The 12,840-nt window shown below is 75.2% G+C and carries 12 protein-coding genes; 5 read left to right on the top strand and 7 right to left on the bottom strand.

Translation table 11 applies throughout. The features are described 5' to 3' along the window. Positions 1-17 precede the first annotated feature (17 nt). Complete coding sequence (locus ACFYP3_RS24150; protein WP_388836098.1) at positions 18-416, bottom strand: cupin domain-containing protein; 399 nt, start codon at positions 414-416, stop codon at positions 18-20. 191 nt (positions 417-607) lie between these two features. On the opposite strand from ACFYP3_RS24150, the gene ACFYP3_RS24145 reads away from it, so the two are divergent. Together ACFYP3_RS24145 and ACFYP3_RS24140 are read left to right on the top strand one after the other, a co-directional pair. Further along, a complete protein-coding gene (locus ACFYP3_RS24145) occupies positions 608-1,552 on the top strand; it encodes a pseudouridine-5'-phosphate glycosidase (RefSeq protein ID WP_388836095.1) in 945 nt (314 codons plus the stop codon). Next, positions 1,549-2,448, top strand: coding sequence for a carbohydrate kinase family protein (locus tag ACFYP3_RS24140; RefSeq protein WP_388836092.1), 900 nt, complete (start codon positions 1,549-1,551; stop codon positions 2,446-2,448). Before ACFYP3_RS24145 ends, ACFYP3_RS24140 begins: the two co-directional genes overlap by 4 nt. Positions 2,449-2,512: 64 nt before the next feature. On the opposite strand, the gene ACFYP3_RS24135 is transcribed toward ACFYP3_RS24140, so the two are convergent. Then, entirely contained in the window at positions 2,513-3,166 is a 654-nt protein-coding gene (locus ACFYP3_RS24135; protein ID WP_388836090.1) for a uridine kinase, read from the bottom strand. A 93-nt stretch (positions 3,167-3,259) separates the two neighbouring features. Between ACFYP3_RS24135 and ACFYP3_RS24130 the strand changes: the two genes are divergently transcribed. Then, positions 3,260-4,714: a WGR domain-containing protein gene (locus ACFYP3_RS24130; RefSeq protein WP_388836087.1), complete on the top strand. Its 1,455-nt coding sequence runs from the start codon at positions 3,260-3,262 to the stop codon at positions 4,712-4,714. On the opposite strand, the gene ACFYP3_RS24125 is transcribed toward ACFYP3_RS24130, so the two are convergent. Then, positions 4,667-5,071, bottom strand: a complete 405-nt coding sequence (locus ACFYP3_RS24125) for a cupin domain-containing protein (RefSeq protein ID WP_388836084.1) — start codon at positions 5,069-5,071, stop codon at positions 4,667-4,669. The genes ACFYP3_RS24130 and ACFYP3_RS24125 overlap by 48 nt on opposite strands. Positions 5,072-5,209: 138 nt before the next feature. Between ACFYP3_RS24125 and ACFYP3_RS24120 the strand changes: the two genes are divergently transcribed. After that, complete coding sequence (locus ACFYP3_RS24120; protein WP_388836082.1) at positions 5,210-5,866, top strand: DUF2293 domain-containing protein; 657 nt, start codon at positions 5,210-5,212, stop codon at positions 5,864-5,866. On the opposite strand, the gene ACFYP3_RS24115 is transcribed toward ACFYP3_RS24120, so the two are convergent. Next, entirely contained in the window at positions 5,859-6,521 is a 663-nt protein-coding gene (locus ACFYP3_RS24115; protein WP_388836079.1) for a chaplin, read from the bottom strand. The two genes, ACFYP3_RS24120 and ACFYP3_RS24115, sit on opposite strands and share 8 nt — an antisense overlap. Before the next feature lie 163 nt (positions 6,522-6,684). On the opposite strand from ACFYP3_RS24115, the gene ACFYP3_RS24110 reads away from it, so the two are divergent. Further along, positions 6,685-7,233, top strand: a complete 549-nt coding sequence (locus ACFYP3_RS24110) for a hypothetical protein (RefSeq protein ID WP_388836076.1) — start codon at positions 6,685-6,687, stop codon at positions 7,231-7,233. On the opposite strand, the gene ACFYP3_RS24105 is transcribed toward ACFYP3_RS24110, so the two are convergent. The 3 genes from ACFYP3_RS24105 to ACFYP3_RS24095 all read right to left on the bottom strand — a co-directional run bounded on the left by ACFYP3_RS24105 (position 7,214) and on the right by ACFYP3_RS24095 (position 12,681). After that, complete coding sequence (locus ACFYP3_RS24105; protein WP_388836073.1) at positions 7,214-8,419, bottom strand: SWIM zinc finger family protein; 1,206 nt, start codon at positions 8,417-8,419, stop codon at positions 7,214-7,216. The genes ACFYP3_RS24110 and ACFYP3_RS24105 overlap by 20 nt on opposite strands. Next, positions 8,416-11,247 (bottom strand): DEAD/DEAH box helicase, encoded by a 2,832-nt coding sequence (locus tag ACFYP3_RS24100; RefSeq protein ID WP_388836308.1) that lies wholly within the window; start codon positions 11,245-11,247, stop codon positions 8,416-8,418. The genes ACFYP3_RS24105 and ACFYP3_RS24100 overlap by 4 nt, the downstream gene beginning before the upstream one ends. 150 nt (positions 11,248-11,397) lie before the next feature. Continuing rightward, on the bottom strand, positions 11,398-12,681 hold the full coding sequence (locus ACFYP3_RS24095) for a helix-turn-helix domain-containing protein (RefSeq protein ID WP_388836071.1): 1,284 nt from the start codon (positions 12,679-12,681) through the stop codon (positions 11,398-11,400). Positions 12,682-12,840: the final 159 nt, after the last annotated feature.

Genomic DNA, 12,840 nt, shown 5'->3' with positions numbered 1-12,840 from the left:
CGGCCGGAGCGTCAGCCTCAGTAGCTGATGTGGTAGGCCTTGCGGAGCGTCTCGTGCACGGTCCAGGTGGTCTTGTCGCCCTCCCGCAGGACGCAGGCGGAGCCCGGACCCACCTCCAGGGTCTCGCCGCCCTCGACCTCGACGGTGGCGCGGCCGCTGACGACCACGAACAGCTCGTCGGCCTCGGTGTCGGTGACCACGCCCGGGGTGATCTGCCAGATCCCGCGCACCTGGCTGCCGTCCGGCGACTCCCAGAGCACCTTGCCCGTCACGACGGGCTCCCCCGAGACGATCTGGTCGGGGTCGAGGTCCTCGGGCTCCAGCTCCACGTCGGCGACGGAGACGGAGAAGGAGGCGGGGCCGGGGGCGGAGCCGGGGGCGGAGCCGGGGGCGGCGGAGTGATCACTGGTGCTCATGGCGCGCCAGCCTAGACCGGCCCGCCCCCGCGGCGCGGTGATCACAGCGTCCAGGAACGGCCCGGCCCACGAGTCACCCTGTCCAGTCGGGCCGGCCCGCGTGGGTCGATGGGGGACGCTACTCGGACAGGTTGGGACGGGTGTGGCGGGAGTGCGTTTGGGGGCGTCAATCCCGTGCCATGGATGGGGACATGTCACAGCACACAGCAACCGCACCCCAGTCGGGCGTACCGGTCCTGTCGGAAGAGGTACGCGACGCACTCGCCCGGGGCAGGCCCGTGGTGGCCCTGGAGTCGACGATCCTCGCCCACGGCCTGCCGCGCCCCCGCAACCTGGCCGTGGGCCTCGAACTGGAGGCACTGGTCCGCGCGGAGGGCGCCGTTCCGGCGACGGTGGCGGTCGTGGACGGGGTGGCGTACGCGGGCCTGGACAAGGCGCAGCTGGAACGGATCGCGGGCGGCGACGGCGTGCGCAAGCTGGGCCACCGGGACCTGGCCCCCGCGCTGGCGACACGGGCCACCGGCGCGACGACGGTGTCCGCGACGGCCTTCCTGGCCGCGCGGGCGGGCCTGCGGGTCTTCGCCACGGGCGGCCTGGGCGGCGTACACCGGGAGTGGGCGCAGACGCACGACGAGTCGGCGGACCTCGCGCTGCTGGCGCGGACGCGGATCACGGTGGTGTGCGCGGGGGTGAAGTCGATCCTGGACGTGCCGGCCACGCTGCAGCGGCTGGAGACGCTGGGGGTAGGGGTGCTCGGGTACGGCACCGACCGCTTCCCGGGGTTCTACCTGGCCGATTCCGGCGAACCGGTGGACTGGACGGTGCACCGGCCCGAGGAGGTCGCGGCGGTGATGGCCGCCCAGGACGCGCTGGGCGGAGCGGAGTCGGCGCTGCTGGTGGCCAATCCCGTGGCCGAGGCCGATCAGCTGGACCCGGAGCTGCACGACCGGGTGCTGGCGGAGGCGCTCGCGGAATGCCGCGAGCGGGGGATCACGGGGCAGGCGGTGACCCCGTTCCTGTTGGGGTTCCTGGTGCGGGCCACCGACGGCGCATCCCTGGAGGCCAACCTGGCGGCGGTGCGCGGCAACGTGCGGCTCGGGGCCCGGATCGCGGGAGCCTGGGCGGCGCGGGGATGACCGTGCCGGGAGCGCTGGTCGTCGTCGGGGACGTGGTGACGGACGTCGTGGCGATACATCCGGAGCCGCTCGCCCCGGCCACGGACACGGCCGCCCGCGTCCGCACCCTCCCGGGCGGCGCCGGAGCCAACGCCGCCTGCTGGGCGGCCCGTACGGGGACCGCGGAGGTACGCCTCCTGGCGCGGGTGGGCAGCGAGTCGGCGCGGTGGCACGAACGCGCGCTGGTGGACGCGGGGGTGCGGCCGCGGCTGGTGATCGACCCGGAGGAGCCGACCGGGACGGTGGTCGCGCTGGTCGGCAAGGACGCGGAGCGCACGTTCCTGACCGACAGCGGGGCCTCGCTGCGGCTGTGCCCCGCCGACTGGGCCCCGTCGCTGCTGGACGGGGCGGCCCACCTCCACCTGTCCGGCTACCTGTTCTTCGCCGACAGCAGCCGGGAGCTCGCCCTGGTCGCCCTGCGGGCGGCCCGGACCCGGGGGGTGCCGGTGAGCGTGGACCCCGCCTCGGCCGGATTCCTGGCCGCCCTGGGCCCGCGTCGCTTCCTGGACGCGGTGGCGGGGGCGGAGGTCCTGCTGCCCAACGAGGACGAGGCCCGGCTGCTGGCGGGGTTGCCGGAGCCGGCCGGGGTGGCCCGCGTGGCGGCGGAGCTCAGCCGGCGGACACCGCTGGTGGTGGTGACGTTGGGCTCGGCCGGGGCCCTGGTCGCCGAGGGCGGCCGGATCACCGCCGAGGTCGCCGCCGAGCCGGCCGAAGCGGTGGACTCCACGGGCGCCGGGGACGCCTTCACCGGCGGCTTCCTCGCAGCACGGCTGCAGGGCGCGACCCCCGCGGAAGCCGCCCGGGCGGGCTGCCGCACCGCCGCGCTCTCGGTCGCCCGGGTGGGCGGCCGCCCGTAGCGGCCCCACTCCCGCCCCGCCGGGGTCGGCGCCCCCGGACCGGGACCCGGGTCCGGACCCCGCGTCACCGCCCCGGAACCCGTACCCCGGTCCACGCGGGATGCCTGGAGTCATCGGCCCGCACCACCACGTCCGCGCCGGCCCCCGGATCCACCTCCGCCTCGTACCGCGCGAACGCCGCCACCGTCCACCGCTGCGACTCCTCCGTCCGACGGCCGAGCGCCCCGGGCGACAGCCGGATGTGGACGCTCAGGTCGAAGGGGAACCACTGCCCGAGCAGCAGCGGACCGTGCACCAGCAGCACCCCGCCGGCCGGGAGTTCGGTGTACGGGCTGCGCGTCGCCCGGTCGGTCACCGGGTCCCACAGGTCCGGCAGCACCCGCCCGGTCCCGCCGGGATCGGTCGGGCCGAACACCTCCCGCCACAGCGCGGCCGTGTCGTACCAGCCGTCGAGGTACGAGTCCACGTCCTGCCGCCCGAACTCGAAGCGGAGGGAGGCGGGCCGCAGGAACCCCTCCGTCGCCACCACCAGCGCCGGCCGTCCTCGCCTCCGCAACGCCTCCGCGAGCTCCTCCGCGAGCACGCCGGTCCCGGCGGCCGGCGCTCCGTCGATGCCCACCCGCTGCCAACTGCCCTGCTCGGGCCGGTTCTCGGGGTCGTCGAGATGACCGGCGAGCCGCTCGGCCATCCGCTGCCATGTGATCGCTTCCCACTTCACCGGCCCATTGTCAGTGGTGGGACTTAGCGTTTTTCACGAGGGATCACCGGCAAAAACGGAGCCGGCGGCCCGGCCTTCGGGGAGGGGTTTGTCATGGCTCGGGAGACGACGTATCTGGAGCTGTCACAGGACGACGGCGGTGCGCACAAGTTCTACGAGGTGACCGTGGACGGCACGGCGGTCTCCGTGCGGTACGGACGCATCGGCGCGGACGGCCAGGTGCAGAGCTCCTCGTTCCCGACCGCCGACAAGGCTCGGGCGGCCGCCGCGAAGAAGATCGGCGAGAAGGTCCGCAAGGGGTACGCCCCGGCGGTGCGGGGGCAGCGCGCGGCCCGCTCGGTGACCCGCCGTCAGGTGACGTCGGCGCCGTCGACGGCGCGGGCGGTGGCGCCGGTGCTGTGGCGTTTCCGCACCGGCTCCGCCGCTTTCGGGATCCACGTGGACGAGGACCGCTGCTGGGTCGGCAACCAGGCCGGCGACGTGTACACGCTGAGCCACGGCGGCGAGGTGCTGGCCCGGTATTCGCTTCCGGACGGGGTGAAGTGCCTGGTGGCGGACGAGTTCTGGATATACGCGGGCTGTGACGACGGCACGGTGTACGACCTGTCGTCGAAGGTTCCCTTCGGTGCGTACGACATCGCGGAGGACGTGGACATCTTCTGGCTCGACATCCGCGAGGGCGTCCTGAACGTCTCGGACCGCAACGGCGGGCTGACGGTCATCGACCACGAGGACGAGTTCCAGTGGTCGAGGCGCTCGGCCGGCTCGAACGCGTGGATGGTCCGGGCGGACGCGGACGCCGTCTACCACGGGCACAGCAAGGGGGTGACGGCGTACGCGCCGGACGGCGGCCGGGAGCTGTGGCACACCGCGACCCAGGGCTCGGTGCTGTTCGGCTGGCAGGAGGACCGCGCGGTGTACGCGGGCACCGGGCGGAACACCGTGCAGCGGCTGTCGAAGGCGACGGGCGCGGTGGAGGCCACCTACCGGTGCGACGCGGCGGTGTACTCGTGCGCGACCTCGCCGGACGGGCGGCACGTCTTCGCGGGTGACCTCTCCTCCTCGGTGTACTGCTTCGACGCCGACGGGCAGCGGCTGTGGAAGCTGGGCACGGGCAGCGGGTCCGCGCTGTCGATGCAGTATCTGGACGAGCGGCTGTACCTGGTCACCACGGACGGTTCGCTGGTCTGTGTGGACGCGAGCGGGCAGGCGATCGCGGCGGCCCAGCAGGGCTCGGTGCCGGCTCCCGTCGACGTGAAGTCGGCGGCGGCGCTGCCGGTGTTCACCCCGGCCGCGTCGGCCTCGGCCGTGGCGACGGTTTCGCTGGCCGTGGTGGCCGCGGAGCCGGCCGGTGGTGTGGTGGTGGAGTGCGTCCGGCAGGGCGGCCGGACGCGGGTGCAGGTGGTGTCGGACGGCTTCGAGCCCTCGTGGAACGTGCAGTTCCCCCGCGGGATACGGGAGCCGGGCGCCCGGTACGTGGTCGAGGGGCTGCACGCCGCCTCAGGTGGCTTCTACCGGGTCCGCGGAGAGATACGACGGCTGGTGTGACCGGCAGGCCGCCGGGGTGGCGCCGGTGGGGGCCGGCGTGGGTATCGCGAAGGGCGTTCCTTCGGGGAGCGCGGGGGTCACGTAGAGCACGACCGGTTCGGTGCCGAGGTTGTGGCCCAGGTGGACGTGCCCGATGCCCGCGGGTTCCACGAAGGTGGTCCCCGCCCGATGCACCTCGACGGTGCGGTCGTGGAGGACGCGGGTCAGGGTCCCCGCCAGCACCACGGCGTCCAGCCGGACCCGGTGGAAGTGCCAGCCGGTGCACCCGCCGGGCGGGATGACGATCTTCCGACCCGACGGGGCCGCGGCACCACGTGCCCTGCCCGGCCGCGCCGTCGTCGCCTGCCGTCCACCCATGAGTCCTCCTCCGTGGACCGGCCTCCGGCCCACGGCCCCACGGTAGAAGGCGTCCCGGCATCCAGGAAGAGTTGGTGAAACATCAACCGCCCTGCCCCACCAGGTGATATGAGGCCCATGCGGCGGTATCACACCTGCATGAGCCTGGTGGTTTTCGAGTCTCTGAAGCAGATCCACTGCGCCGAGTGCCGGCAGGGCCCGCTCCGGCACCTCGTGCGTGAGGCGGGCGTGCCGCGCTGTCTGGACTGCGCGGATCTGGGGCATCTGGTCTACCTGCCGCGCGGGGACGCCGCGCTGACCCGCCGGTCACGTGAGGCCAGTTCGCTCTCGGCCGTCGTCGTCCGCTTCCACAAGCGTCGCCGTCGGTACGAGCGCCTGGGGCTCCTCGTCGAGGAGGCCGCCCTGGCCCGGGCGGAGCGCGACTGTCTCGCGGACTCCGAGGCACGGGCGCGCCGGCGGGAGCGGGACCGGCTGCGCCGCGCGGCCGAGGACACCCGGTTCACGGCGGCCTTCGCCGCCGAGATAGTGCGGCTGTTCCCCGGGTGTCCGGCCGATCGGGCGGTGGCGATCGCCCTGCACGCCTCGCTGCGCGGCAGCGGCCGGGTGGGCCGCACCGCGGCCGGCCGGGCCCTCGACGCGTCGGCGGTCTCGGTCGCGGTGCGGGCGGCGGTGCGGCACACCGACACCGAGTACGACGCGCTGCTGATGGCGGGCGTCCCCCGGTTCGCGGCCCGCGCCCGGCTGGCCCCACGGATCGACGCCATCCTCGACGGGTGGCGTACAGCGACTAGTTGACGCGGAAGCGACGGTAGAGGAGGACGCCGCCGAGCAGGAGCGCTCCGCTGCCGGGCAGCAGGTATCCGAGGCCGTCGGCCCCGGTGTGGGCGAGGGCCTCGGTGTGCCGCGGCGGTGCGGGCGGGGTGACCGGCCGTTCGGTGACGGGCGGTACGGTGACGGGCGGCTGGCTGACGGGCGGCTGGGCGGGCTTGCCACCGGTGGGTTCCTCGCCGTTGACGGAGGTGTTGCCGTGCGAGGAGTTGCCGACGCCGACGACGCTCACGGAATTGCCGCTGAGATTCAGCGGGAGGTCGACGGGAAGCTGCAGGCCGTTGCCGGACAGCACTCCGGGCGAATCCTTTCCGCGCCCCTCCGCCACGGCACCTCCCCCGTTTCCCGCTCCCGGTTTCGACGTCGGCGCCGAGGTCCCCTGCCCGGAATGCCCGCCACCGCCTCCCGGTGTCTCGTTGGTACAGCGGTTCCCGGCGGCCGAGTTGAGCACGCCGACCACGCTCACGGTGTTCCCGCACACGTTCACCGGGACGTGCACGGGCAGTTGCACCAGGTTCCCGGACAGCAGTCCGGGCGAGCCTTCGGCCCGGCCGGCCGCGTCCGCATCGGCGTGGGCGAAGCCGCCCACGCCCGCGACCGCCAGTCCACCTCCCGCAACCACCGCCGCGATCAAGCCATTCCGACGACTGTGACGCATGAGTTTCCCTGCCTTCCGGAGGATTCAGCGGGTGCTGCACCCGCACCGGAGATAACGCGGTAAACCCATTCGGGTTATAGAGCCGGTAGGCATTTCACTCCATCGTGTACTGGGTATTGCCTACTGCATGACTGATCGCCCGCTGCTCCTCCTCGACGTGGACGGCCCGCTCAATCCCTTCCGTTCGCCCCTGGCCGGCCTGCGCGGCTACCGCAGCCACCGGATGCGGCCGGACGTCTGGCTGTCCTACCGCGACCCTGATTCGCGCAGCGCCCGGCGCGGTGCGCGGGTCCGCCTCCACCCGTCCCACGGGGCCCGCCTGTCGGCGCTGCCCTTCGAACTCGCCTGGGCCACCGCCTGGACGCATCAGGCCAACACACTGATCGCCCCGCACATCGGACTCCCCGGCGACCTGTCCGTCATCGACTGGCCGGAACTCTTCGTCGAGGACCCCGAGGGCCTCTCCTGGAAGACCCGGCACCTCGTCGACTGGGCGGCGGGGCGCCCCTTCGCGTGGGTCGACGACATGATCAACTCCCGTGACCGGGCCTGGGTCGCCGCCCACTCCCCGGCCCCCGCCCTCCTCCTGCGCATCCATCCCCGGCACGGTCTGCGAGACCGCGACTTCACCACATTGACGCGCTGGGCGGCCGGGCTCAGCCCAGCAGAGCGGTGACCGGGTCCGCGGAGGGACGGCCCCTGGGCCACCAGTCGTTGTCGCCCAGGCGGTCCTCGTAGCAGTACCAGAGGCCGTCGCGGCCGAGGCGCAGCTGGCGGGTGTGGGTGGTCAGGCGGTTGCGGTCCGGGCGGAAGGAACCCTGCCCCGCGGCGAGCAGGGCCGGCCGGGCCCGGTCGAAGGGGCCCGCCGGCGGGTCCCAGGGCTCCTCCAGGGCGGCCAGTGCCGGCCGGCCGCCCTGGCGCCACGCGGTGGCGGCCCTGGCGAGGTCGGTGGGGGTACGGCCGGTGGCGCGGGCCAGGTCCCGGTAGAGGGTGCGGGCCGTGCCGGTCAAGCCCGCCGTGGGGTGCGCGGAGGCGAGCCGGACGGCGTCCTGCCAGAGGTCGAGCCCCGCGATCGGGTCCTCGCCGGTGGTGAGGAGGGCCAGGGCGCGGGCCGCCGCGTCGCAGGCGAGCTGGTCGAGGGCCAGCGGGTCCGGGGCGGCCGGATCGGCCGGGTACGCGGGCGGGAGGCCTGCGGCTGCGGGCGCCGGGAGCGGCGCGGGCAGCGGCGGCAGGCCGGTGCGGGCGAGCGCCGCCCGGGCCGGCACACCCGGGAAGCCGGGCGTCGCGTCGGGCTGTTCACGCGCGGCGTGGGCGGCGTTGCGGCGGGTGAGCTCGTCGAGCAGCTCCCGCTCGCCCCGGCCGCGCAGGAGCAGCAGGACGAAGGGGTCCTCGTCGAGGAGGCGGGCCGCCCGGTAGCAGAGGGCCGCCGCGTGCTTGCACGGCGGACGCCCGAAGTCCGGACAGGAGCAGTGCGGGACGAGCTCGCCCGCGCCGGGCAGGACGCTCTGCGCGAGCGACTGCGGAACCTCCCGCTCCAGCAGGGCGGCGAGCGCGCCGGGGTCGGCCGCGACCGCCTCCAGGAGCTCGTCCCACTCCGCCTCCGCGAAGGCGGGCAGGGTCAGTTCCGTGCGGTACGGGCGGGCCCGGCTGCCCCTGACGTACGCCACGATCCGGCCGGGCGTGACGGTCACCGCGTCGACGTGTCCCTCCTCGGCGTACGCACGGCCCCGGGCCAGCCGCGCCGCGTCATGGGAGACCTCCTCCAGCGCCGTCACCCAGGCCCGGCCCCACCAGCTCACGGCCGCCGCCCCGGCGGGCACGGTCTCGAAGGTGCGGCGGCGGTCGTCCCGCGCGGTGATCATGCGGGCCTCCGAAGGGAGACGAGGTCGGCCAGCTCACGGTCGGTCAGCTCGGTCAGGGCCGACTCGCCCGAGCCGAGGACGGCGTCGGCTAAGGCGCGCTTCGCCTCCAGCATCTCGGCGATGCGGTCCTCGACGGTGCCTTCGGCGATGATCCGGTGGACCTGGACGGGCTGGGTCTGGCCGATGCGGTAGGCGCGGTCGGTGGCCTGTTCCTCCACCGCCGGATTCCACCAGCGGTCGAAGTGGATGACGTGCCCGGCCCGGGTGAGGTTCAGGCCCGTGCCCGCCGCCTTCAACGACAGCAGGAACACGGGGACCTCGCCCGCCTGGAAGCGGTCGACGAGCTCCTCCCGGCGCGGCACCGGCGTCCCGCCGTGCAGCAGCTGCGAGGCGATCCCGCGGGCCGACAGGTGCCGCTCGATCAGGCGGGCCATCGTCACGTACTGGGTGAAGACGAGGACCGAGCCGCCCTCCGCCAGGATCGTGTCCAGCAGCTCGTCCAGCAGGGCGAGCTTCCCCGAGCGGTGCCCGATCCTGGGCTGCTCCTCCTTGAGGTACTGCGCCGGGTGGTTGCAGATCTGCTTCAGCGAGGCCAGCAGCTTCATGATCATGCCGCGTCGTTCCATGCCCTCGCTCGACTCGATCACGGCCATCGCCTCGTCCACCGCGGCCTGGTAGAGCGAGGCCTGCTCCCGGGTGAGCGAGACGGGGTGGTCGGTCTCCGTCTTCGGCGGCAGCTCGGGGGCGATGCCGGGGTCGGACTTCTTGCGCCGCAGCAGGAAGGGCCGTACGAGCGCGGCCAGCCGGGCGACGGCCGCCTCGTTGCCGCCGTCCTCCTCCGTCTGGTGCTCCACCGGGCGGGCGTGGCGGGCCCGGAAGGCGGTGAGCGGCCCCAGCAGACCCGGCGTGGTCCAGTCGAGCAGCGCCCACAGCTCGGAGAGGTTGTTCTCCACCGGGGTGCCGGTCAGCGCCACCCGGGCCGGCGCCGGCACCGTGCGCAGCGCCTTCGCGGTCGCCGAACGAGGGTTCTTGACGTGCTGGGCCTCGTCGGCGACGACCATGCCCCAGCTCTGTGCGGCCAGCAGGGCGGCGCTGGCCCGCATGGTGCCGTACGTGGTGAGCACGAACCCGCCCTCACAGGACGTCAGGTCCTCGATGCTGCGGCCGCCGCCGTGGAAGCGGCGCACGGGCGTGCCGGGGGCGAACTTCTCGATCTCCCGCTGCCAGTTGCCGAGGAGGGACGCGGGACACACCACGAGCGTCGGCTCGGGCCGGTCCCGGTGCAGGTGCAGCGCGATCAGGGTGACGGTCTTGCCCAGGCCCATGTCGTCGGCGAGGCAGCCGCCGAGACCGAGGGAGGTCATCAGGTCCAGCCAGGCCAGGCCGCGGGCTTGGTAGTCGCGCAGGGTGGCCTTCAGGGCGGCGGGCTGCGGGAGCGGGGCCGGCTCCCCCGTCAGCCGCTCCCGCAGGGCGGCCAGGGCTCCCACCGGCACCGCCTCGACCGGCTCGCCTTCGACCTCGGCCGTCCCCGACAGGGCGACGGCCAGCGCGTCCACCGGGTCCAGCACGCCCAGCTCCCGCTTGCGCGCCTTGCGCACCAGCTCCGGATCGACCCGCACCCACTGGTCCCGCAGCCGCACGACGGGCCGGTGGGCCTGTGCCAGCGCGTCCATCTCGCCCGGGGTGAGCCGGTCCCCGCCCAGGGCCAGCTCCCAGGAGAAGGCGAAGAGGTGTTCGGCGTCGAAGAAGGCGGTGCCGTCGGTCGCGGAACCGGGCGCGGTGGACCGTACGACGGCGGTCGCGGACAGCGTACGGGCCAGCTCGCGCGGCCAGTGGACCAGGACCCCGGCGGCCGCCAGCCGGCTCGCGGCCACCCCCAGCAGGTCCTCCAGCTCCGGGTCCGACAGGGCGAGGGCATCGGGCACGGGCTGGTCCAGCAGCCGCAGCAGGGGCGGCCAGATCCGAGCGGCCCGGCGCAGCGCGAGCACGGCGTCGATCCGGGCGCGGGGTCCGAAGCCGGCGGCCGCCGTGCCCGCCCACAACTGCGCGGCGTCGGTGACCAGGGTGGGGTCGGCGAGGCTGTGCACCTGGACGACGGCGGCCCCGGCGCGCCGGACGTCCTCGCCCTCGGCTTCGTCGAAGAGGCGGAAGGACGACAGGTCGAGCCGCAGCGAGATCCCGACGCCCGCGTCGGCACCGGCCGCGACCTGCGCGGCCCAGTCCTGTATGCCGGGCACCCGCTGCGCCTCCCGCGCGGCGAACGGCCGCCCGGCGGCCACGGCCGCGGCCGGGGTACGGGGCAGGCTGTCGGCGACGGCGTCGAGGAACGCGCGGACCAGCGCCTCCGGTTCGGGCAGCTGGAGCGGACGGCGGCCGGCGAGGGGTGTGGCGTACCCCTCGTGCGGCAGGGCCGCGGCGATCGCGCGCAGGTGGTCGATGTCGGCGGCGTCGAGCGGCCCGGCGCGCCAGGCGTCCATGCCCTCGGGGGTGAGCCCGGGGAGCAGCCGGCCGCGGGCGGCCAGGGTGAGCGCCTGCGTGGCGGCGGTCCCCCAGGCACGGGTGGCGGGGTGCGCGGCGGGGCTGCGGGGCGCCCGTGCGAGCAGGGGCAGGGCGGAGGCGACGGTGAAGGTCACGGCGGGCACGGTCCGGCTGCGGACCCCGTCGCCGTGCGGGCGGACGACGGTGAGCGGCGTCGGTGTACCCGCCTCGGGCAGGGCGTCCCCGTCGGGCGCCCAGAAGGCGACGCGCCCCTCGCGGGGGACGGCGGCGGGCAGGAAGACGGCGGCGTGGCGCAGCAGCGCGGCTGCCCGCGGCTGCGGCCCCGACAGCGACCCCGGCCCCGACTGTGGCTGCGATTCCCACTGCGGTGTCACGTGTTCCCCCTCCCCCGGCTTTCCCGTCGATCTGCTCGCGGATCTGCTGACATCCCCTGCCGACGAGTTTAGGCGCGGCCACTGACAACGCCTCTGAGCTGCGGATCAGCGCGCCCAGCGGCCCTGCTCCGTCGCGTACCCGTACACCGGCCGGCCGGGCGCGGCGCTCGTGCGCAGCGGCCGCCCGCCGTCGTCGATGCGCAGGGTGCCCGAGCCGGACGGCCCGGACCACCGGAGGTCGAGGTACCAGTCACAGTCGCAGCCGGTGGTGACGGCCTCCACCCGCAGGACGACCGGGTCGGCCGCCGAGACGCGCATCGGGAAGGCGGGGGCGGGCAGCGTGCTCCCGGCGTCGTTCCCGGCGAGCGGGCGGGCCAGCGGGCGCGGCGCGTCGAGGTTGACGGCGAAGACGGCCGGGGTGAGCGCCCCGCCGCAGCCCTGCGACATCTGGTAGACGTTCCAGGCCGGCGGGGTGCGGCGGCCTGCCACGCGGACCTCCAGGTCCTCCAGGACCACCGCTCCCGGGCCCGTCCCGTGCAGGGTGACCTCCACGATCTGCGTCCCGGCGTGCACGGCGCGCAGTTGCGACGCCCAGGCGGGCGCGTCCGCCTCCACGGGCGGCGGGGGCACCGACCCGGGACCCCGCTCGGACAGGTAGGCGTGGTCGCAGCCCGCGGTCCAGACGTGCGACCGCACCGAGGCCCTCAAGGGGGCCGCCGGAGGCGGCGACGGGGCCGGGGCCGCCCGTGGCGGGGTGGAGGAAGTGGCGGTCGCCGTCCCCGGGCCCCCGGCCGGCGGCGGTGGTTCCGGTGCGGTCGCGGTCTCGGATGCCGTGGCCGCGGCGGACGCCGTTCCGGAGGCACCGGCGGACGCCGAGGGCGCCGTCGCGCCCGGCCCGGACCCCGTCGCCCCGCCCGTCCACGCCCCGGAGCGCGGCGCACGGGGCTCAGGACCGGCCGCCGCCAGCAGAGCCACGGCCACCGCGCCCGCCGCCACCCCCGCGGCGGCGACCACGGCGGCCCGCCGCCGGTACCAGGGCCCGCCGCCCGCCGGCTGCGCGACGACGGCCGGCTCCCCCAGAACGACGGCGGGCTCCGGCTGCGGTGGCGGCACCGGCTCCGACTCCGGCTCCGGTGGCGCCCCCGCGCGCCGCCGCGCATCGGCCAGCAGCCACGCCCGGTGCAGGTCCACCGCCTCCCCCGGCGACGCCCTGCAGGCCCGTGCGAAGCGGTCCACCACCGCGAACTCCGCGGGCAGCGCATCCCCCTTGCAGTAGCGGTGCAAGGTCGACGTGCTCGTGTGCAGGCGGCGCGCCAGGGCGCCGTAGCTCAGCCCGCCGCGCTCCTTCAGCTCCCGCATCAGCCGTGCGAAATCCTCGGCCTCGCTCACCGTGTTCCCCCGTCCGACGTCCCGTCACCGTGTTCCATGCCCGGGGTGTTCCCCCAGGTGACAGCCCGTACGACCGTTCCAGCGTCCCGACTTCGCCCCAAAGCGTGGCCGGCGGGGCGGCCCGGGGAACAGGCTCGTCAGGCACACCGAACCACTCAC

The sequence above is a fragment of the Streptomyces sp. NPDC005533 genome (assembly GCF_042871845.1).
Taxonomy (GTDB): domain Bacteria; phylum Actinomycetota; class Actinomycetes; order Streptomycetales; family Streptomycetaceae; genus Streptomyces.
The sequence above is the reverse complement of the archived record's forward strand: the minus strand, read 5'-3'. Positions and strand labels throughout refer to the sequence as shown.